11 protein-coding genes are annotated in these 24,502 nt (G+C 36.8%); 6 read left to right on the top strand and 5 right to left on the bottom strand.

What is annotated here, in order from left to right; genetic code table 11:
* The first annotated feature begins 273 nt into the window (after positions 1-273).
* Positions 274-1,839 (top strand): sodium/sugar symporter, encoded by a 1,566-nt coding sequence (locus tag AC27G3_RS07735; RefSeq protein WP_487120352.1) that lies wholly within the window; start codon positions 274-276, stop codon positions 1,837-1,839.
* A gap of 90 nt (positions 1,840-1,929) precedes the next feature.
* Here the strand turns inward: AC27G3_RS07735 and AC27G3_RS07740 are convergent, their stop codons facing one another.
* Both AC27G3_RS07740 and AC27G3_RS07745 read right to left on the bottom strand, forming a co-directional pair.
* Complete coding sequence (locus AC27G3_RS07740; protein WP_487120354.1) at positions 1,930-2,343, bottom strand: CBS domain-containing protein; 414 nt, start codon at positions 2,341-2,343, stop codon at positions 1,930-1,932.
* Between the two features lie 59 nt (positions 2,344-2,402).
* The gene (locus AC27G3_RS07745; protein ID WP_487120356.1) at positions 2,403-3,044 is read right to left on the bottom strand and encodes a hypothetical protein; all 642 of its coding nucleotides are present in this window, start codon (positions 3,042-3,044) and stop codon (positions 2,403-2,405) included.
* 188 nt (positions 3,045-3,232) lie between these two features.
* Between AC27G3_RS07745 and AC27G3_RS07750 the strand changes: the two genes are divergently transcribed.
* Positions 3,233-5,143, top strand: a complete 1,911-nt coding sequence (locus AC27G3_RS07750) for a DNA topoisomerase III (protein ID WP_487120358.1) — start codon at positions 3,233-3,235, stop codon at positions 5,141-5,143.
* 87 nt (positions 5,144-5,230) lie between these two features.
* On the opposite strand, the gene alr is transcribed toward AC27G3_RS07750, so the two are convergent.
* A complete protein-coding gene (gene alr / locus AC27G3_RS07755; RefSeq protein ID WP_487120360.1) occupies positions 5,231-6,307 on the bottom strand; it encodes an alanine racemase in 1,077 nt (358 codons plus the stop codon).
* Between the two features lie 11 nt (positions 6,308-6,318).
* Complete coding sequence (locus AC27G3_RS07760; RefSeq protein WP_487120362.1) at positions 6,319-7,578, bottom strand: D-amino acid dehydrogenase; 1,260 nt, start codon at positions 7,576-7,578, stop codon at positions 6,319-6,321.
* A gap of 1,314 nt (positions 7,579-8,892) precedes the next feature.
* Here AC27G3_RS07760 and AC27G3_RS07765 point away from each other — a divergent pair.
* From AC27G3_RS07765 to AC27G3_RS07775, 3 genes are all read left to right on the top strand, one after another.
* Positions 8,893-10,632 carry a DUF885 domain-containing protein gene (locus AC27G3_RS07765; protein ID WP_487120364.1) on the top strand — a complete coding sequence of 580 codons (1,740 nt, stop codon included), beginning with the start codon at positions 8,893-8,895 and terminating at the stop codon, positions 10,630-10,632.
* 363 nt (positions 10,633-10,995) lie between these two features.
* Complete coding sequence (locus AC27G3_RS07770; protein ID WP_487120366.1) at positions 10,996-12,777, top strand: autotransporter assembly complex protein TamA; 1,782 nt, start codon at positions 10,996-10,998, stop codon at positions 12,775-12,777.
* Positions 12,774-16,589, top strand: coding sequence for a translocation/assembly module TamB domain-containing protein (locus tag AC27G3_RS07775; RefSeq protein WP_487120368.1), 3,816 nt, complete (start codon positions 12,774-12,776; stop codon positions 16,587-16,589). The genes AC27G3_RS07770 and AC27G3_RS07775 overlap by 4 nt, the downstream gene beginning before the upstream one ends.
* A gap of 27 nt (positions 16,590-16,616) precedes the next feature.
* On the opposite strand, the gene AC27G3_RS07780 is transcribed toward AC27G3_RS07775, so the two are convergent.
* On the bottom strand, positions 16,617-17,504 hold the full coding sequence (locus AC27G3_RS07780; protein ID WP_487120370.1) for a LysR family transcriptional regulator: 888 nt from the start codon (positions 17,502-17,504) through the stop codon (positions 16,617-16,619).
* Positions 17,505-17,906: 402 nt separating this feature from the next.
* Between AC27G3_RS07780 and AC27G3_RS07785 the strand changes: the two genes are divergently transcribed.
* Positions 17,907-24,449 carry an SDR family NAD(P)-dependent oxidoreductase gene (locus AC27G3_RS07785; protein ID WP_487120371.1) on the top strand — a complete coding sequence of 2,181 codons (6,543 nt, stop codon included), beginning with the start codon at positions 17,907-17,909 and terminating at the stop codon, positions 24,447-24,449.
* Positions 24,450-24,502: the final 53 nt, after the last annotated feature.

Raw genomic sequence — 24,502 nt, forward strand, 5'->3', positions numbered from 1 at the left:
ACTAAAATGTATATTGTATTATAAAATTTATTAACCTATTATATTAAAACTTTTATTTGTACTATAAATATACATCAAGTGTGTTTTAGGAATAAAATAACTCTTTTTGCTAATACAATACTCAAGAAACAACGCTAAGATAGCCGTCTATACCAAGCTATACATTTAACTTAGCCCTTTAGAGTAAAACGTTATTTACACTTGTGCATATTAATGAGTAAGCTAGAAAGCACAAAAAATAACAATAATTTAAAATAATAAATAGAGAATACCATGTCACAATTATCAACACTCGATACCAGTATTTTTATCTTTTATGTACTGGCACTTATTGCCCTAGCCTACTTTGTCTCTCGTGAAAAAGCAGGCCATGAAAAAGACGCTAGCGACTATTTTCTTGCTGGCAACAGTTTACCTTGGTGGGCGATAGGCGCTTCACTTATCGCGGCTAACATTTCAGCCGAGCAAATAATTGGTATGTCAGGCTCTGGCTATGCTATCGGCTTAGCCATTGCATCTTATGAATGGATGGCAGCAATTACTCTTATTTTAGTAGGTAAGTATTTTCTACCTATTTTCTTAAAGCATAAAATATTTACAATGCCGCAATTTCTTGAACAACGTTACGATCACAATGTTCGCATGATTTTAGCTTTCTTTTGGTTAGGCGTGTATGTGTTTGTTAACCTAACCGCTATTTTGTGGCTTGGTGCATTAGCGATTAATACGGTTACTGGCGTAAACATGGATGCCGCTATTTTATTCCTAGCAGTGTTCTCGCTTGCTTATTCACTTTATGGTGGCCTAAAAGCAGTCGCCTATACCGATATTATTCAAGTCGTTTTACTTGTGGGTGGCGGTTTATTCTTAAGTTATATTACCTTGAATATGATCAGTGACGGAGAAGGCATTGTTGCTGGTTTTAGCCAGCTTATGGCGCAAGCACCTGAAAAATTCGACATGATATTAGCTGAAGATAATCCTCATTACATGAGTCTCCCCGGATTGTCTGTTTTAGTGGGTGGTATGTGGATAATGAACTTGTCTTATTGGGGGTTCAATCAATATATTATTCAACGCGCCCTTGCTGCTAAAGACTTACGTGAAGCGCAGAAAGGTATTGTTTTTGCTGCATTTTTAAAGTTGTTAATGCCAGTAATTGTTGTACTTCCAGGGATTGCTGCTTTTGTGTTAATGCCTGATTTAGAGCCTGCCGACAAAGCATACCCTATGTTAATGAATTTAATGCCAGAAGGGATTAAAGGCTTAGTATTTGCGGCATTAGTTGCAGCTATTGTGTCGTCACTTGGCTCAATGGCTAATAGTATTTCGACTATTTTCACTTTAGATATTTATAGCAATTACAAAAAAGACAAATCCCAACAACATTATGTAAAAGTGGGCCGTATAGTAAGCTTTATTTCAATGATTGTCGCCGTACTTACAGCACGCCCATTACTTGGCGAGTTAGATCAAGCTTTCCAATACATTCAAGAGTTCACTGGATTTTTTACTCCAGGTATTGTTGTGTTGTTTTTATTAGGTATGTTTTGGAGTAAAACCACAGCAAAAGGCGCATTAGCAGCAGCGATTGGCTCTGCGGTACTTTCATTAACCTTTAAGTTAGTTTTTCCTGAATTACCCTTTATGGATCGCGTAGGTTATGTCTTTATTGCTTGTTTGATGTTGGCTGTTTTAGTTTCATTAGCCGATAAACAATTAAGTGAAGCGAAAGCGGTTGATACTAAAGCAATTGATTTTTCAACCAGTACTTCTTATAACATGGCTACAATTGCAGTTATCTGTATATTAACGGCATTTTATGCCGCTTGGTGGTAATAACCCTTTAAAGTAGTGCCAATGAAAAAGCCTGAGTATTAACTCAGGCTTTTCTGTTTAGTGTGGTGTGACTTAGTATTAATTCGGTTGTTAACGGTTCTCTTCAAGTGCTCGAAAAATATCTCTCCAACTTAAAATACCCAGCACTTTTTGAACTTCATCTTCATCAGTAATAGGAATACAAGACACATTATAATTATTAAAGATTGAAATTGCCTGATAAATACCCGCACTAGGTGGTAAAGTGATCACTTTACGAGACATAATTTGATGGGCTTTTTTGTTAAGGGTCGCTATATCTCTTGCCGACTCAACAGGAGTATCGACTTTTGGGCTTATTGCTCTTAGTAAATCCCTATCAGAAATTACACCAACTAACTTACCTCTTTCAACCACTAACAAATGATGGAATTTTGTATTCTCAAAAATATGCTTTATTACCGATAATGGATCATTCATCTCTACAGTAACAACAGTTTTAGACATTATTTTTTCAATACTCACGTGTAAAACTCCCTGCCTATTATGCGCGATACTTTAAATAACTATGACCTAATTGTTACTTATTTTCCATTTAATCTAACGTCAATAAAAGGATTTATTTCAGGAAAACCATTACAAACAATAGAGCCTCCAAGTAATGTACTAGCTAAAACAAGCCCTTCATTTAAACGACTATTACAATTCATTTCATATTTTTTTACTTTAGGAGTATCGGCTTTTTTATTGATTGATGGTTCAATAAAATTTTTAGACATTTTATAGTTTTTCAAGTGTTCAGCCCCACTTTCAATTACATTAGTTGCTGATAAATTTGCTTTTAATTTTTTTAACGAATCTATCGTTGAGACTCTAACAATAGGTTTTGAAACACTTGGCATTGATAGCTCTGATTGAGAATAGATGCTCTGTTCTACTTGTTCTACTTGTTCTACTTGTTCTACTTGTTCTACTTGTTCTACTTGTTCTACTTGTTCTACTTGTTCTACTTGTTCTACTTGTTCTACTTGTTCTACTTGTTCTACTTGTTCTACTTGTTCTACAAGGTTAGATTTTGGTGCTACGTAAAGATAGCTTTTTATCGGTTTGTGCTTAACTTTTTCTTTTACAGTTTTCGATTCAAATGACATAAAAAATAAAAAAATGACCAACACCCCATGAAAAAATAAAGAGGTTAAAAGTGTTTTGTAATTTATTTTTTTCACAAAGTCTTTCTTAAATAATTGATAAAACACTACATTGAATAATTAATAGACCTATTGATAGAGCATAAGTTCCGATATCATTATTAACTATCTTTCATTTAATTTTCACAGCACACAAACGCAATAACTGTACAAAAGAACAGTTAAAATGTATTATTCAACTAACACACGATCATCTAACTCCTTGAATGAAATTATATATTGCCGAAAAACCTAGTTTAGCAAGAGCGATTGTTGACGTGCTTCCTAAACCCCATAAAAAAAACGATGGGTATATCGAAGCTGGTAATGGCGATAAAGTTACTTGGTGTATTGGTCATTTACTAGAACAAGCACCGCCAGAAGATTACGATGTTAAATTTAAAAAATGGCTTGTTGAACATCTCCCAATTATCCCTCAACAATGGCAATTAAAGCCGAAAACTAAAACAAGAAAACAACTCACTGTTATCAAACGACTCATTAAACAGTCAGATATTATTGTCAATGCGGGTGACGTTGACAGAGAAGGCCAAATACTTGTTGATGAGGCCATTAGCTATTGTGGCGCGAGTAAAGCAAAAATAAAAAATGCATTGCGTTGTTTAATCAGCGACATGAACTCTAACGCGGTTAAAAAGTCAGTTAATAACTTAAAGCCCAACAGTGAATTTATTCCATTAGCGGTTTCAGCACTTGCTAGAGCAAGAGCAGACTGGCTATATGGTCTTAACATGACTCGCCTTTGCACGCTTCAAGGTCAAAAGTCTGGCTATCAGGGCGTATTATCAATAGGCCGAGTACAAACCCCTATTCTTGGTTTAGTTGTTAATCGTGATATTGATATTGCCAACTTTGTCTCCAAACCTTTTTATGAAGTGCTTGCCCACATAAAAACCAACAAAGGCGAATTATATCAAGGGAAATGGCAACCTAGTAAAGCCTGCTTACCATACATGGATGAAGAAAAACGTGTGCTTGATAAAAAACTAGCATTAAATGTTGTTTCCCGTATTAATAAGCAACCGGGCAAAATACTCAAGGTTCAACAAGATAAAAAGCAACAACAAGCTCCTTTACCCTTTAGTTTGTCAGGATTACAAATTAGTGCCGCCAAAGCATTTGGAATGAGTGCCAAACAAGTTTTAGATATTTGCCAGCAGCTTTACGAAAAACATAAATTAATTACTTACCCTCGTTCAGACTGCCAATATTTACCCACAGAGCATTTGCAAGATATACCTGCGGTGACTCAAGCGATCAGCCAAGTATCAACTCAATTAGCTAGTTTACTGTGTGACGCCGATTTAACTAAAAAAAGTCGAGCATGGAATGATAAAAAAGTCAGTGCGCATCATGCCATTATCCCTACCGCAAAAAATAAGTCTACGGGCATAATGTCATCACAAGAAGAAAAAATTTACGACCTAGTAGCACGTCAATATCTCGCACAATTTTATCCAAATTTTGAATACAGCGACAAAAAAATTGAAACTGAAATAGCAGGTGGTCTCTTTATCAGTAAACAAAAAGATATTATCAGCAATGGGTGGAAGGATTTATTTAAGAAAGCAAATCCACAAAAAGATGCCAACGAGTTCTCGACTAGGGTTTTACCTCAAGTAAAAGTGGGTGATACCGTACACTGTACTTCAGGTGAGTTAATTGAGAAAAATACCACGCCCCCCAAACACTTTACCGACGCTACAATTTTATCAGCACTTACAGGGATTTCTCGATACGTCTCAGATGCTGATATCAAAAAAGCATTAAAAGAAACTGATGGCTTAGGCACAGAAGCAACTAGAGCTGGTATTATTGAGCTATTATTTAAGCGCCAATTTTTAACTCGTCAAGGTAAAGAAATAAGAGCCACAGATATAGGAAAACAATTAATCACCGCCCTGCCGTTGCAAATATCTCAACCTGATATGACTGCGCTTTGGGAATCTCAGCTTGAAGCAATCAGTAAGCAAACCATTAATTATCAGTTTTTTATAGAAGGAGTGGAAAATAATTTATCGCAACTTATTGAAAGTGTAAAAAACGTTAATTTTACTGGGTTACCGCAATCAACAGTGAAAAGGAGATTTACTAAAAAGCGAGCTGTAAAAAAATAATTTCAATTGAACAGCCCATTTCACTTAATTATAAAGTGTATAGTGCCCATAAAGAATATGTTTCATCAATGTGGGCACTTAAGTTGATTAAACGTAAGATTTATTTACTCGACGCGTTAATCCACAAAATAATGCATAAGCAATTGTTTCTGAATACTTAGCTACACTATTAGCTAAAATATTATCTCCCCAGAGTTCTACATCAAAACCAATGCAGTTTTGTTGATCAAACATTGATAAATCGACCATCATCATATCCATTGATACACGACCTAATATTTGACTTTTCTTACCATTGATATAAACAGGTGTACCATTAGCAGCATGCCTAGGATAACCATCAGCATAACCGATAGAGACAGTACCAACTTGTGTTGTTTTTTTCGCTTTCCATAGCGCATTATACCCAACGCTATCTCCTTCATTAATAGTTCGCTGAGAGATAACTTTGGTTTTAAATGTCATCGATGGCTTAAGTGAATTTGATAACACCTCATTATCAATAGGAGAAGCGCCATATAACATAATCCCTGGTCGTATCCACTGCTGTCTTGTTACTGCCTTGGTTAAAATTGCCGAGGAATTAGCTAAACTCACTTCTCCAGGCAAATCACCAATAGTCTCTATAAATAATTCTTGTTGTTGCCTTGTTGTTGAAGCACTTACATCGTCAGCGGATGAAAAGTGGCTCATATGCACGATACTTTCAACCTGCCTCAAAGCTGTTAATGCTTGCCAAGCTTCAACATATTTATCAGGTAAAAAACCTAATCGGTGCATGCCTGAATCCATTTTCAACCAAACTTTAATCGGTTGAGTGAGTTTGGCTTGTTGAAGTGCTTCAAGTTGAAATTGGCTATGTATAACGCACCATAGATTGTTTTGACTAATGTACTCTAATTCGTCTGCGGTAAAAAAACCTTCTAATAATAAAATAGGTTGTTGAATCCCCGCATCGCGTAACTCTTTTGCCTCCTCAATACACGCCACACCAAATGCGTCTGCTACATCAACTAACGCTTTTGCTACTTCTACAGCACCATGACCATAGGCATTTGCCTTTATGGTTGCAATCGCTTTGGCTGATTTTTCGAGTGACTTTGCATATAAGTAGTTTTGTTTAATCGCATTTAATTTAATAATTGCTGTTGCTGTTCTAGCCATAATATATTCCCCTAATGCGCGTAGCGGTCAATTGATAAGCCAGCAACATCAATATCTGGCGGTTTACAACTAATAATATCGCTAACAAACTTCGCTGAGCCTAAAGCCATAGTCCAACCTAGAGTGCCGTGTCCTGTATTTAGAAATAAGTTATCGATAGTTGTTTTACCTAATATTGGTGTACCGTCTGGTGTCATTGGTCTTAATCCTGTCCAAAATTCAGCTTTTGCTAAGTCAGCAGCATGAGGAAACAAATCAGCAATAGAAAATTCTATATTCTTACGGCGTTTTTCTAATAATGCTAAATTATAAGAAGTGATTTCTGCTGTGCCACCCACTCTTATTTGATCACCTAAACGAGTAATCGCCACTTTGTATGTTTCATCCATAATGGTAGATTCTGGTGCAGCCGAAAAATCTTCGATAGGAAGGGTGAGCGAATAACCTTTAATAGGATAAACAGGTATTTTCAAACCTATATTTGCTAGCATGTGTGTAGAATAAGAACCTAAAGCCATTAAATACGCATCGGCAGTGAATTCGCCTTTACTAGTAGAAACACTTTTAATGTCATTACCTTGTTTATTCAACTGCTTAATATCTGTATCCATAATGAATTTAACACCTAGGTTTTCGCACTCTTGAGCTAACTGTGTAACAAACGCATGACAATTACCCGTTTCATCATTAGGTAAGTGTATGCCGCCAACAACTTTTTCAATGGTATGATGAAGTGCGGGCTCGTAGTCTAAACAGTCGTCTGGTGTAAGTACTTTATGATCAACACCACACTCATTTAATACTTGAATGTCTTTTTTAGAACTTTTCACTTGGCTCGAGGTGCGAAACAATTGCAATGTACCTTGAGTTCTATGATCATATTGAATATTAATTTCGTCCCTAAGCGCACGTAAACAATCACGGCTATACTCAGCCACTCTCATCATTCTTGATTTATTAATGTGGTAATCTTTACTATTGCAGTTTGCTACCATTTTGGTCATCCACACTAAAGTTTCTGCGTCAAAATTTTTTACATTAATTTTTAAAGGGGCAAGCTCTTGCATCAACCATTTCATCGCTTTAACAGGAATACCAGGTGCAGCCCAAGGTGCAGAATATCCTGGAGATATTTGCCCTGCGTTAGCAAAGCTTGTTTCATTTGCAACAGTTGACTGTCTATCAATCACTGTTACCTCATGACCTGACTTAGCTAAATACCAAGCACTTGTGACCCCAATAACACCAGAGCCTAAGACTAAAACTTTCATTTTTACCTCACATACTTCTAAATTTAAAAAAGCTATGTTAGATGACAACAGCAACTATTAAAGATTGAATTTACGAATATTTCGAAATAAAAATCTAAATAATGATGAATAATAGCGTTTTCATCTAAATGTTATAAAAGCCTCATACGGCATAGGCTGGGCTATTTATTCAAATCAAAATTCAATAGTGTTATCACCAATGTATTCTGTACATTAACAATTGAACTAAAAAGGGCGCCATTATTGGCGCCCTGTAAACTTATCCTTTCCTTTTCCTTGGTTTTACCACTTCAGTAGTATTTGATTCTTTTTTCAATTTACGTTTTTCTTTCAACGTTAATAATGGTTTTTTCATTTTATTTTTAGACATATTTTCACCTACAATAAATAATAGAATATTCACGTGTGCTTTTTGCACAAAAAAAGTTAAAAATCATAAAAAAAGATCAAATTCAATCACCTCCTTATCGTAGATAATTAGGGCGTGTTTATTTTTTAAATAAATGAATAAAATACAAAAATACTTAAATCCACTTTATTAAGCGCATTAAGAACAGCTATAAAAATAGCTTTAATTAAGTATTTAAATAAAAGTGTGTGTTGGTAGTAATACAGCAACACAATTGGACGTAAAGGTACGTCCGCTTAAGAGGGGAATTTTAGGGCAAAGCTCCCTAAAAATGGAATATAATAACGTACTGAGATATATGTTTTCATAGGCCTAATATAACAAGCTTAAATAATAACTTCAAGCCTAATTAAAAACGTTTATAAAAAGCATAAAAGTGTTTTCTAATAACCGATTATCTGCCTTTAGAATTAGGGGGTTAGCTGGTTCTCTAACTTGTACAAATATAGGCCTATTAATTTTATACAGACTTTATTAAGGCATGAACGGTGGACCTAATTTTAATATCAGTATGCTATACCCTCCTTATTTCTTCCTTCGCTAAATCATCGGTTGATAACGGTTAAAGCTTAATAACTAACAAAATCGGTATTATCTCCTTCTTTATTGGCAATAGTGAGCATTTTTAATTATGATTGGCTCAGAAGCATATTATTGATGCAATGTCCTTTTGTTTTCCCGTATCGCTATTTTTTTGTTGCTTAATAACAAAGGAGTCATTTAAATTTAATGGTTATTATAATAAGTAATAGCCTTACTTTTTCAACTTTTCAAACGTTTACATCTTTATAATGTTCACTTTTTTAAATAGCGATTAGTTATCACATAATTTAAAAATATTTGTGTAACTACCAATTCGTATTTAGCTATTTGTTATTTACCTCACAAAAACAGGAATTAAACCGATGCAAGGCAAAATACTCACTTTAGCTCTTCCTATACTTGCTTTACTTCCAATGACTTCATCGGGAAGTTCTTGGGTTGAAACCAGTAATATCTACACTAACAAGCAAATACAAATAGCCAGTCAGTTTCAGCCTGAGATGGCAAGTTATATAGGTATTACAGAGACTGACGGTTTATGTAGCAATATCACCAAAGCTCAAACAGATAAATACATTAGCGCTATTAAAAGTAGCAAAAAAACACTGTTACAAGCACTTAAAACAGAAAAGCAATTACCCGTTCAGCAAGATCTTAACATTCTTATTGATGATATTGATCAAACCATCATGACCGATGAATTAGATAATAAATACCTACTCCCTTGGCTTGATGTTCCTTTATTTATATTTCAAGGCGTTTCGGCCTTATTAGATGAGCAGATGTCAGATGCTCGAAAAAAAGCCGCTATATCACGCTTAGCATGTTATGTAGGTAAAACAGGGCAACCAGCAATTACACAGCAAGCAAAAAACTTATTTGAAGCAGCCTTAACCAATAAAACTTTAATGGGACCTACCAAAGAAGAGGTTAGTCAGGCACTTGCCAGAGCAGATATTTTGATGAATGGCTTACAGCAGTTATTTGATAAGAACCAATTGACTCAAGCCAATGATAATTTGTTGCTATTAAAGCAGCAAATCAATGATTATCAACAATGGGCAGAAAAGGTAGTTATCCCAAAAACTCGAAATGACTTTAGATTGCCTGATGAAATTTATGCGTTGAAGCTGAAAAAAGTGGGTATTGATATAGCGCCTCAGTTATTAATTGAACAAGCAAAAGCAAGCTACATGATAACAAAAGCCAATATGCAGGCGTTGGCTCCTTTGGTTGCTAAGAAATTCAATTTACCATCAAGTGATTACCGCGATGTTATTCGAGCGCTCAAAAAGGAGTCTTTAGCAAACGATAAAATCGTTGATCATTACCGGAATATTAATAAAAAGTTGGAAGGTTTAATTAGTAAACATAAAGTAGTTGATTTACCTAAACGCGATATGATTATGCGACTTGCATCCGATGCAGAAGCCGCAGGTAGCCCGGCTCCTCATATGCTGCCCCCACCGTTTATTGGTAACACAGGCGAACAGGGGCAATTTGTGTTAACCACGGGAAACCCAGCGTTAAAAGGAGATGCGGCCTATGATGATTTCAATTTTGATTCGGTCGCTTATACCTTAAGTGCTCATGAAGGACGTCCGGGACATGAGTTACAATTTTCAGTAATGTTAGAGCAAGGCGTTTCATTAGCGCGCGTATATTATGCGTTTAATAGCGTTAATGTTGAAGGTTGGGCACTTTATGCTGAAGCTGAAATGTTGCCTTACCTTCCTATAGAAGGACAACTTATTGCTCTTCAACACAGACTATTGCGTAATGCTCGCGCCATGTTAGATCCTATGCTTAATTTAGGACTTACCACCAAAGCGCATGCATATTCTTTATTACGTAATGAAGTTATTTTTTCAAAAGCTGCCGCAACACAAGAAGTAGACAGATATACCATCAGAAGCCCAGGTCAGGCGGGGAGTTATTTTTATGGTTTATCAAGATTACTTGAGATTAGAGCGGGTGTAGAAGTAGCCCTAGGAGAGAGATTTGATCGATTAGCTTTTAATAATTTTGTATTAAAACAAGGGTTAATTTCGCCTAAATTAATGGCAGAAGCGGTTAATGCACATTTTATGGTAAATGAGTAACTAACTCCAATTGTCAGTCAATTTACAAAAGCATCCATTGTATTAATTGATGCTTTTTTATGGAAACTTTAGCTGTTAAATTGGCATATCAGAAAAATAGTTACTCCCAAAGTAAAATCGACACTCACGATTCAAACGTCAGAACTTATAAATAAACACAGTATTACCCTTTCTTTAATGGCAATAGGAAACATTTTTAATTATGATCACCTCATAAGCCTATTATTGATGCAATACCCTTTTGTTCTTGCCGTATCGCTATTTTTTCGTTGCTTAATAACAAAGGAGTCACTTTAATTTAATGGTTATAATAATGAGTAGCAGCCTTACCTTTTCAACTTCTCAAGCGTTTACATCTTTATAATGTTCACTTTTAAAATAGCGCTTTTTAGCTTTGCATTATGCTTTTTAAGCTTCAGTGTTACGGCAAGCAATCTAGCTGTTTCATTAGAGGGAGACCTTCCGAAAGCCGCTAAAACCAATATTCTTTCGTATTTAGGACAATTACCTAATACTGAGTTAGAGCGATCTACTTTTATCTATAGCGCCAAAGGTAATGCCAACAAGGCATTACAAGCATTGGGCTATTATCAAGCAAATATTGTGGTAAAAATTGATAAAACGCCGTGGAAAATCAGTTTAGCGATCACGTTAAATGAGGTGACCTTAATTGATAAAGTTAATATAAAAGTAATGGGGCAAGCCAGTGAAGATGCTGAATTTATTCAGCTACTCAATAACCATCAAATTATTCAAGGTGATCCCCTTCATCATGATAAATATGAACAAGTAAAATCTGATTTAATTTCATTAGCCTTAAGCCGTGGTTACTTCAATGGTGAATTAACTGAAAGTAAAATAGCGATTAAAGACAAATATCAATACGCTGATATTACCATTCATTACTTAAGCGGTCCTCGTTTTCAGTTTGGTGACATCAAATTTGATAATTTTTCCCTCGAACCTGACCTACTCAACAGTTTAATCCCCTTTCAAAAAGGTGAATATTATAGCGCTACCCGCTTTCACAAACTTCAAAATCAACTTCAAGCCACTCAATATTTTGGCAGTGTATTAGCGGTTCCTGATGACAAAATTGAAGATAACACACAACAGAAATTTACCGTGCCAATTAGTGTTTCATTGACCCCTGCAAAAAGTCACCTTTTTGATCTAGGTATTGGCTATGCAACGGATACACAATTTAGGTTTTCTGCCGGTTGGCGTACGCCGTTGATTAACAAATATGGTCATTTTCAGGAAACTAAATTTGAGTATTCTAAAATAAACCCAACGGGTAAGTTTATTTACAGCATTCCTTTAGATCACCCCATTACCGATTTACTGCAAGTAAAGATGACTGTCGAAAATGACGATTACGAAGACTTAACCACCAAGTTTTTCTCAGCACAAGTTGGTCGAGTTGTTCGCAAAAACAATTGGCAGCGAGAAATTTACACTCGTTACCATCAAGAGGATTGGCATTATGAACTTGACGATAGCGATCCGAATGAGGAATGGGATGTTTTAGATGCCGCCAGTTATATAATCCCAGGGATCACTTGGTCGAAAACTGAACGTACAGGTTCACCCCTAGATCCTAGCCATGGTTTTCGACAAACTTATAATGTTGAAGGTGCTCATGAAGACGCCGGCTCCGATAATACTTTCTTCAGTCTACATGGTCGATGGAATTATATTACGACATTAAAAGCCAACCACCGCCTAGTTACACGTGCTGAATTAGGCGCTGTATTTGTAGATAGAGATGCTGAACTAGCACCCTCTTTGCTTTTCTACGCGGGGGGCGATCAAAGTATTAGAGGCTTTGCCTATCAATCTATTGGCGTAACTATTCCGTCATCATCTGATCCTACTCAAGCCGTCCCTATTATTGTCGGCGGCACGCGCCTTGTCGTTGCCAGTGTTGAGTATCAATATTATTTGAACAATAAATGGCGTGTCGCTCTATTTTCAGATGGCGGCAGTGTTGCCAATAAAGGGGAATTTAACCCCGTTTACTCTTTAGGAACAGGGTTACATTATATGTCACCTGTTGGTGCTATTAAGATTGATTTTGCTTACGGTATCGATGGCGATGAGCAAAATTGGCGAGTACATATCAACTTAGGTGCTGAATTATGATTTGGCGAAAAATCAGTTTTAACCTAGCAAAAATAATAGTCGCTCTGCTTTGTCTTATCGCTATTTTATTAACTACGCCATGGGGAACTTGGCTCACTGTTAGCTTATTAAACAACATTGATGGTATTGAAATTGACTACAAAGCAGGTGCTTTAGTTAGAGATATTGAACTTAACGCCCTGCATATCAATACCGAATCAATAAATATTGATATAACCGGCTTAGTTGCTGATATTGACTTTTCTTGTAGTTGGAAAAAAGCCATATGCTTTGAATCGCTTAAAGTGACTAATTTCTCAGTTAATCTCATCTCAACGACTGAAAGTAATACAGCTACTGAAGATAAATCAATGGCAGCAAACAATAACAGTTTATTGATTATGCCATTTTCGATTAATGCGAAAAAAATTAATTTATTGGAGGGCCAGATAGTAATAGATCAAACAACCGTAGAGATAAAGCAATTATCTGCAGCAATAGAGATCCACCACAGCCAGTTTGCAATAGTAGACCCTCAAATCAGTTCGTTAACCATCTCCCAGAAAAAAAATAGCAATAGCCAAACAAGCCAGCCGGACTCTGCGACAAAGATTAACGAGCTAGCAAGTATAATTTCAGAACTACCCGTTGTTAGTTTACCTATCGCACTGACAATTCAACGACTGTCTATTAATGAACTACTCCTTAAAAATCAAAATACTCTTCGCTTTGAGGACAGCCAGCTTAGCGCTAATTGGGAAAAAAGTGATGTTAAAATCGATCATTTTCAAACCTCAACCAATGAATATTATGTAGGTTTGTCTAAGGCTGATATTCAATTAATACCGCCTTATAAAATTGATGCACAATTAACAACCCGCATAGATAATTTGTCAGCATGGCCCGAGCTGTCTAATTCATCACAAAATATCCAATTAAATGGCGCATTAAACGCCTTAACGCTAAATGCCAAAGGCCAAGGTTCGTTAACCTTTTCCAGCCAAAGCCATGTTGATTTAACAGATAACGAATTACCATTTAATTTACAGTTATCCGCCGATAAACTTCCTTTGCCCTTGTCGGTTACTCAATACGCTAAACCATCATCGCTAGATTTATCTATTACTGGCAATTTGTCTCAACAAAACTTTACGCTATTAAGCTCACTCAATAGTTATGGTTATCAAAATGCACAATTACAGCTAACGGCTCACCATCAACAAGGTGTCCTCAACATAGCAAAATTAACATTGAACGATAAGATCACAAACAGTCACTTACACCTAAATGGTAAAATTGATATTCAACCTTCCAACTTGCAGTGGGAGTTATTTGCTAATTCAACTGGGGTGACGTTACCTAAAATCAACTTAGCTGCCATAATCCCAACAGATTTACCGCCAGCGCTTTTGCTACCTCAATCACTTAATGGACGTTTTCAAGGTAAAATAGCGAGCACTGGTAAAGTGTCAGATTCCCAGTGGGCATTTGCTCTACATAAAACCGACCTCACTGGCACAATCAACAACATGCCTCTTAACATTAAAGGTGATATTGCTTTAAACCAGTCAGGTTATGTCTCTTCAGGTAACACTAAACAAGGTAAACTATTCGCGTCGCTTGCTGATAATCAATTAACGATAAATACAGTTAACGATAAAAATTGGCATCTTGATGGCAAACTAGTCATTGCTAATATACGGTCATGGTATCAAGATGCTAGCGGTGCTATTAATGCTGAATTTACTATTAAAGAGAGTAAAGACAATCCGGTAATTTCATTAAAAAGCGAAATAAAACATTTCGCCTTTCAAAAAATAACTACACCATCAGTCAAGATAACAGCAAATTATCAACCTTTTATCGCTCATAAAAGTCAATTAACTATCGAAAGCGATAATTTAGCGCTTACTAATAATGACAATAACTACAGCTTCGATAATATTGCCATTAATTTAACTGGCGACATTAACAACCAACAATTTAATGCGCAATGGCAAGGCGATATCGCCGGTAAATTGGCAATAGCAGGACAAAGTGGTCATAAATTCGAACATTGGCTAGGTAAAGTTGAGCAAGGTTCCCTTAGTTATAAAGATGCCCAATGGCATGCCGATAAGGTTTTTTCACTCAACCTTGATATAAATAAACAACAACTACTTATAGCAAAGCACTGTTGGTTAGGAAAAGGGCTTGATGTTTGCTTACCTGTTGATGCTAACGTCGGTAAAACAGGGGATATCAACTTAGCTCTAGACATTGATTTATCGTTAATTGATGAGCTGTTTTTACCCAAAGAAATTGAAATTAATAGTAAAATTAACGGAGAGTTGACAGCTCAATGGTCTCCTTTACAACCAGCTTTAGCCAAAGGTAAGTTAACTTTGTTGCCAGGTAACGTCAAAGTAAGTGATGATTACAGCGAACAACAAATGACCCAATGGCGCAATGGCGAACTGAGTTTTTCTTTAAATGAGCAACTACTGAGGACAAAGCTTTTTCTTCAAGACAGTATTGATCATACATTAATTAACATCAATTCAACTGTCGAATTCAAAAACGAATTTCCAATTGACAGTACAATAGTGCTTAACCAGTTTAATTTACAGCCTTTTCAATCGGTTATTGCTAAAGTGGTTGACCTAAAAGGTGATTTATCTGCCGATTTACACATTAAAGGCACAATAAGCTCACCGTTAATTAATGGCAAGCTGGCGCTAGATAAGGGGGAATTATTACTGAGCCAAAACCCAAATAAATTTGAAAAAATTAAGACAAACATTAACGTAATTAATAATCTGGCAACAATCGATAGTGAGTTTTTTATCGAGCAAAGCAAAGGCTCGCTCAACGGTAATTTACAATGGCAAGATACTTTGCAAATGAATGTCGATTTGCATGCCGAAAAGTTACCAATCATATTTCCACCGCAATTAGCAATGCATATCACACCCGTTTTGAACTTTTCACTACAAGATAAAATATTATCAATTAGTGGTAATATCGACGTGCTTGATGGCAGCTATGATATTGAGAAACTCCCCGAAGGCAGTATAACTTTAAGTGATGATGTAGTAATCATAGATGCACAAGGTAAAGAAGTTTTTAAACAAACCTCTGGATTTGATATTCAAACGGACGTACGCGTGAATATAGCCAACGATTTTCAAGTGTCAGGGCAAGGATTGCAAAGCTACTTAGAAGGACAATTACATATTCAACAACAGAAAAAACACCCTTTACAACTTTTTGGCACAATACAATCTACTAGTGGAACTTACCAAGCATACGGGCAAAAGTTACAAATAGATCGGGGAAAACTTACCTTTAATGGTCCGATGAATAATCCTTATTTTGATTTACGTGCGAGCAGGCAAGTGAAAGCTGAGGATGTTGAGGTTGGTCTGCAAATAACAGGTTTAGTCGATAGCTTAGCACTGAAACTGTTTTCGACTCCTACCATGGAATCGCCAGAGATCTTGTCTTACTTGGTAAGAGGACGTGGTTTAGATGCCGGCGGTGGCAATGGTAATGCAGCAACTAGCATGCTGTTAGGTTATGGCGTAACCAGCAGTGCGGGTTTATTTGAACAAATAGAAAAAATACCATTGATAAATAATATTGCTGTAGATACTGAGGGTGATGGTGACGAGACCCAAGCAACCATTAGTGGTTATATAGGCAATCGCGTTTATTTAAAATATGGTATCGGTGTTTATGAGCCGATAAATGAATTAACCGTTCGCTTGTATTTTCTTAACCGTTTATGGCTGGAGGTTGTTAGTGGTATTGAACAATCAAGCGATCTTTACTATTCGTTTGATGTTGATTAATTACCCGGTTGTGTCCTCTATAATTTTTTACGCGAGTAACGGTGGCAAGTTTTTTGCCAAATAATCCATCATAGCCCGAATTCTTGGATTTTGATGAATATCGCGATGACAAACTAAATATATCGGCAATGAAGGTAGTTTAATATCAGTCAGTAAAGGTTGTAGCCCCTGTGTTAACGCCAACTTTTTGTGTGTCGCAACAATACCTGCATGTTGTTTAGCTAGCTCAAATTGTAATGCGATAGAATCGCTACGAAACAAAAATTGTTCGTTCTTAATGTCGTAACCTAATAAGCGCCCTCCCTCAACAAATTTTTGATCACGATCAAACCCTAACAGTTGATGATTTTCATCAAAAAGTTCTTCTACAGTTTGGGGGCTACCGTTATTTCGACAATAGGTTTTACTGGCAAATAACGCTAGTGGTAGCTCATTTAAGTATTGGGCAATTAAATCAAGTTGCCGAGGTTTGAACATCCTTATTGCAATATCCGCATCACGTTTATCAATACTGGAAGCTTTATTTGTTACTTCAACCTCTACAGACACTTCAGGGTATAACTGCATAAATTTTGGTAATAAAAGTGGTATATAATACTGTGCCATCATTTCATTTACCGACAGACGTACTCTACCTTTAAGCTGTTTATCTTGTCCTTGGCAAATTCTTAGTAATCGTCTTGCAGAAGACTGCATCACTTTGCCTTCTTCCATTAAACTACCAGCAAACGGTGTTAAAGTCAGTCCTTGCGTACTACGTTCAAAAAGCGATTGGCCCAGCTCTTTTTCCATAGCGATCAAATGTCGACTTAACGTTGGTTGAGAAATATTCAAACCATTTGCCGCTTTACTTAAGCTACCATGCTCTGAAATTTCTAAAAAAAATTGCCACCATTGCCAATCAAAGCTATTCATAAATGCATACCCACTTAAAAAATTTAGCCATTCTCTATTTAAATTTAATTTGTATAATCTCGTCGATCATAACTGATTATAAATAATACATAAAGGAATTAAAAATCACAGTAAAATTTTAAATTGTAATAAGTATCATAAGGTTAATTAATAAACCTAAAAAGGTAATTGCATAAAACAAGCATTTAGCCGGGCACAGGCAACTCAAATAAATCAATATTACTTATCAAATTTATTCCAATATAATCAAGCAGCAAACGATTTTTACTTAGCATTTTTACGAAAAGTTAATAGGTGTTGATCAGTTTCGCATGATTGTCTCAAATTATTACTGTTCATTTTTAAATCAATAAGTTCACTTATATAGCGAACTATATTCATTTGATGACACAAGGATAAATCATGACTGAACATAACAATAACGAATTTCCTCTTAATAACTTCACTTCAGAATGTGCTCCTGAACCACTCGCCATCGTAGGGATAGGTTGTCGCTTACCTGGTGGCTCTAAATCACCTGACATTTTTTGGGACAACTTACTCGCTGGTAAAGACTGTATCGTAGATGTACCTGACAACCGTTGGGATATTAAGAAATTCTATGACGAAAATAAAAATAAATCAGGAAAGATGCACGTCAAAAGTGGCGGTTTTCTTCAAGAGAAGATAGATGAATTTGACGCCTTGTTTTTTGGTATTTCGCCCAGGGAAGCTAACTCTTTAGATCCACAACAACGTTTATTATTAGAAGTGAGCTGGGAAGCATTTGAGGATGCTGGTATAGACCCTGAGTCGTTAGCAGGCAGTAATACTGGTGTCTTTATTGGGGGCTTTATGATGGACAATAAATTAACACAATTTAGTCCATTAAACCGCCACACTATTGCCAGTAATACCGCCGTTGGTATGTCACTCACTATGTTATCTAACCGCTTATCTTACACTTATGATTTACGCGGACCAAGTATTAGTATTGATACGGCTTGTTCTTCTTCAATGGTGGCATTAGACCAAGCTTGCCGTAGCATTTGGACCGGTGACAGCTCTATTGCTTTAGTTGGTGGTGTTAATGTTATGCATCGCCCCGAAGTATTTATTGCCATGTGCAAAGGGGGCTTTTTATCACCTGATGGTCGCTGTAAATCATTTGATGAACGTGCAAATGGTTATGGTCGAGGCGAAGGCGCTGGTATTGTGGTCGTTAAGCCTTTGCACCAAGCTGAAAAAGAGGGCGATCAAGTCTACGCTGTTATTCGCGCGACGGCTTGTAATCAAGATGGTCATACCGATGGTATTACCGTACCTAACCCAGACTCACAAAAAGCATTAATTCATCAAGTTGCAGCTAAAGCGCAGGTTAACTTAAAAGATATTCAATTTTTCGAAGCACATGGTACAGGTACTCCTGTAGGCGATCCATTAGAAATGTCAGCCATTGGAGGTACCGTTGGTCAAGCGAAAATAGGCGATACTTCATGTATTGTCGGCTCAGTTAAAGGCAACATAGGGCATTTAGAAGCTGCATCGGGTATTGCCGCCATTATCAAGTCGGCATTGAGCTTAAAAAATAAGTGTGTAACGCCACAAGCCAACTTAATTAATTTAAACCCCAATATCCCCTTTGATGACCTTAATATAACTATTCCCCGCAATGTTTTATCGTTAAACGATACCAATGGTGGAATTTTAGCGGGTATTAATTCTTTCGGTTACGGTGGTACTAATGCTTGTGCCATTTTAGAGAGCTATCAATCACCTATTACAGAAAAAAACTCTTATTCAATGGTTACCGCGAAAAATCAACAATACGTACTGCCATTATCAGCGAAAAGTAAACCCGCGCTAGCAGCCATGGTACAAAACATGGTGCATTTTATTAAAACAAACAATGATATATCAATTAACGATTTGATTTTCTCGGCAGGTACTCGACGCTCACATTTAAGTCATCGCTTAACCGTAAGTGCAAGTTCAATCGCAGACTTAGCTAATACCTTACAAAACTATCAAGAGAATGGTGCTGACAATCAATGTATAGAAACAACCACTAATGAAAAACGCAATAAATTAGCCTTTGTTTTTACCGGAATGGGACCACAATGGTGGGCAATGGGTCGTGAACTTATTGAATCAGAGCCGGTATTTTTAGCTTCAATGAAACGCAGCGACATAGTGTTTATTAACATTTCAGGTTGGTCGATTTTGGCTGAAATGTTAAAGCCAGAAACTGAATCTATTATCAGTGAAACACAAGTTGCTCAAACAGCCAACTTCGTATTACAAGTTGCTTTAGTTGAGTTGTGGGCTTCTTGGGGAATAGCGCCATCAGCCATTGTTGGACACAGTGTGGGGGAAGTTACTACTGCGTATATTTCTGGTGTTTTAACATTAGAAGAGGCTTTATTAGTGAGTTATCACCGCAGTCGCATTCAAAAGAAAGCGGCGGGACAAGGGGCAATGTTAGCCGTTGGTTTAACACAGAGTCAATCGCTTGAACTAATTGCTCCCTTCGCAGATAAAGTATCAATCGCTGCGATTAATGCACCATCAGCAATTACGTTGGCTGGTGATGAGAAGATATTAAATCAATTAGCTGAGCAGCTTACAGAAAAAGAGGTGTTTAACCGCTTATTGCAGGTTGAAGTGCCCTACCACAGCCCATTAATGGATCCATTATTAGCAGAGATCACTGAATGTTTAGCTAAACTTTCTCCTAAAACGCCAACATTAGCTAGCTACTCAACCGTTACTGGCGAGAAGATATCTACCACTTGCTTTGATGCCCAATATTGGTGTGACAATGTTCGACAACCGGTTTACTTTTTTAAAGCTCTCGAGAATATGATTGCTGATGGTTTCGAAGATTTTCTCGAAATAGGACCACACCCTGTTTTATCTTCATCAATTAAAGAGTGCTTTTTACAGTCTAACATCTCAGGATTTTTAGCGACATCTTTAAAAAGAAAAACAGATGAACAAGTCACCATAAAACAAACGGTTGCTGAGCTTTATGGTCGAGGTTATCAATTAAACTGGACAGCTCTGAGCGCTAACCAATTTATTAACAATGACGTTAACAATACAACTAATACACGATCAAAAATCATTGAGGTTACGCCATTTCGTCCTAATTTCATTCGTCTGCCTACTTACCCTTGGCAACGTGATCGTTATTGGAATGATTGCCAAATATCTTCAATAGATAGAAAAGGAACTGCCATTAAGTTTGCCGCTTTAGGTGAACAACAATTAACTACAGATATTTCATGGTTAAGTCATATTAATTCACATTTTTTCAGTCACTTAACCGATCATAAAGTAGAAGACTTAGTGATTCTTGCTGGTGCAACATATGTCGAAGCTGGACTTGCTGGATTTAAAGCATTAAGCGGCAGTGATGCTTGTTTAATTACCGATCTTAGCTTACATAATGCCATGGTAGTTGAAGACGATAATGAATCATTAATGCGGACAACTTATCATCCAAAAGATAATAGTTATCAAATTCATAGTTACACAAACAGCGCTCCAGACGACGCTACATTACATGCGACAGGACGTATAACCGCTTTAACATTGGTTAATACAAAGCTAATACCGCTTCAAAAGATTAAAAAAGCTTGTATACAAGAGTTAAATGCACAATACATTTACACAGAATTGACGGCTCGTGGATTACAATATGGGCCTTGCTTTCAAGGGATTAATCATATTTGGCGAAAAGATAAGGAAGTACTCGCTTACATTGAGCCGCATACAGAGTTAACTTTACCAACTATCGATTACCAATTACACCCTACATTACTTGATGCTTGTTTTCAGTCTTTAATTTCTGCTATTCCCGTTGATAGCGAATTTTGCAAACAAGTATATGTACCAGTGCATATTGGTCAATTTCGCCATTACCGAAAAATTTCTGAAGCTTTTTATTGTCATGGTCAATTACGTGTTATTAATGGCCAAGAGATAGTGGGCGACCTTATTTTATGTAATGAAGCAGGTGAAGTGCTCGTAGAAATATGTGATTTACGCTGCCAATCTTTACGTCAAATCAATAATAAAAGCATAGAAAATTTAGATGAATGGACTTATCAACCTACATGGAAACTGTTGGAAACATTAAGCAATAATAAAAGTAGCGCCGCTGACAATAACACACTTGGAAAAATCATTTTATTTGTTGATCAGAGCCAAGCAAGCCAGCACTTAATTGAACAATTTCAAGCCTATTCTTCAGAAAATTGTACGCTAGTTTATCGAGGGAATAATGTTAATAGTGAAGGAAAACGTTATGGAGTTAATGGACAAGATAAAAACCAATTAACCACTCTTTTTAATACCATAATTAATGGCGAAGAAGACGCTGAAAACACAACGGTTATTTATGCTTGGGCAATGTTTAATGATGAAAAGGATCCTATTCATTTAGGAGAAACACAAATCTTATTAAACCTTACACAGGTAATGGATAACGTATCAAAGAAAAGCGAAATGCGTCTCTATGTGTTAACGCAAGATGCCGCTAAAGTAACTGAACAAGATAAGGTTGAAGGGTTTCATCAAAGTGCATTAATTGGATTAGGACGAGTCGCTTCTACAGAGCTTCCGCAATTGCAAACAACATTAATTGATGTTGATAAAGATTTCACTACTCACACCGCAAGACAAATACTAGCAGAATGCCTAAATAAAAACCAAGAGCGAGAGCTTGCTCTACGCAGCGGGCAACGTTTTTCTTACCGCTTAGCGAATGTTCCTTTAGCAAAGGGCTATCAAACTCATACTCAAGTAGCGAATAATGATCAAAGCTTTTTACTTGCTCAACAAGGTTTTACCTCAAGCCGACAATTAGCTTTCCAAGTAACACAATCGCTTGCGCCAAAAGCAGATGAAATTGAACTGCGCATTAATAGCGTTGCTTTAGATGCCTCTACTTTAACATTGAAAGCACCAAGAGAAGTGTCTGCAACGGTAACTCGTTTAGGCTCACAAGTGTCTAAATTTAGGGTTGGCGAAGATATTATTGGTTATTTCAACGATGAGTTAAGTAATGTAATTTCTATTAAAGAAAGTCAACTTCTGGCAATAGCAAAGCCTGAGTCATGGTCGGCTACACAAGCTGCAGGGTGCTTGTCAGCATTTGCCGTTGCTTATCACGGATTAATGCCTCAACTGAGCAAAGAAAACAGCGTTTTGATTATTGGAAGTAACAGCCTTATTGGTCAAGCAGCCACTCAACTCGCTAAAAAAATAGGCTGTACCGTTATTGGGGTAAGAAATGAAAATGATTTGCTTACCATTCAAAGCGCAAGCTTAACAACTGATTTACTGCAAGCGTGTAAAGCACAGCATTTTGATCATTTTGATGTCATTCTTAATACGGTAGGAGAGCAAGCGAATATCAATACCGATCAATTGCTTGCCGCTCATGGTCGTTACATCACAACAATGCTTGATGAAAGCTTACCTACACGATTAAGTGCGACTAAATCTCAAACTGTACTTACTCCAGAAGCATTATTTTCAAGTAGCAATAAAATATTATCGACGTTATTTAATCATATCACTAAGGAGCTTGAACATGCGATTAGCCCGCTACAGAGCACTATAATTCCTGTCGCTGACATCGCACATAATTTTGATGAAAGTATGATTGATTCACAGCAACCAATCATTGTTGATTTTAACAATATAGACAACCTAAACTTAGTCGATAAAAGTGCAGCTTCCATTACTGTAAAAGATAACGTCAGCTATTTAATTTCAGGTGGTTTTGGTGGCTTTGGCTTAGGCATGGCTAAGTGGCTTGTGAGTCAGGGCGCAAAATCATTAATCTTAGTGAGTAGAAGTGGTGCACAATCAGACGAAGCTAAAACAGCCATAACTGCCTTTGCTCAACAGGGCGTGAACATAAAACCTGCCGCTATTGATATTGCCAATTCAACAGCCGTAGAACAATTAATCAATGACGTTAGAAACACCTTCCCACCACTTGCAGGTATATTTCATGCGGCAGGTGTATTAGACGACAACGAATTGCTAGCGATTAATGGCGATAGTTTACAAAAAGTAATGCTCCCTAAAGCCCTAGGCGCTTGGAATTTACACCAATTTACCGCTGATTTGTCATTAGACTGTTTTATGCTTTACTCATCAGTCTCATCAATGATTGGTAATCGTAACCAAGCCAATTATGTTGCAGCTAATTTATTCTTAGATAACCTCGCGCAATATCGTCACGCGAATGGTATGGCGGCAACCTCTATTAATTGGGGCGCCCTAGCCGATGTTGGCATGGCAGCCAATACACCCAGTGTTATTGACCATTTAGCACATGTCGGTATTCATGCATTTAGTCAACAACAAGCCCTTGAAGCATTTTCAGCTCTATTAAGCGCACCAGTACCTCAACTAGGTATTTTTAATGTTGATTGGCAACGCTGGCAACAATTTGAAACGGCTAGTACTGACCAACGTTTTTCTGAACTTATTATCTCTAATAATGAAGACGCTCAAGAAGATAAATGGATGAACTTATTAGCCCAAGGCAATGAGGTACTAACTCCTTTAGTTATCGAGTCTCTCAGTAGCTTAATTTCAGAAACATTGAAATTGTCAGCACAACAAATTGACCTTGATACGCCTATCAATAAGTTTGGTTTAGATTCATTAATGGCAATGGACTTACAAATGAAATTTCGTAATGAATTCAAAGTCGACGTTTCTATTTTAGAGTTAATGAAAGGCAATAGCATTAACAAGCTTTCTGGCGCAATTGTACAAAAACTCACGGAAATAGACGAGTCCGTTGTTCAAGAAACAACTCAACAAGTTAATGAAGATACCAGTGCAGTTGACAGTCTTGTCGATCAAATAAATTTACTGAGTGATTTATCGGAACAAGAATTAGATGCCTTGTTAGCGAAAGAGTTAGCCGCTCAATAAACAAAAATAACACTTAAAGACGATGAATAAATTTACCAACTAAGCGTAATTAC

This window comes from Colwellia sp. SU-HH01217 (assembly GCF_057543495.1).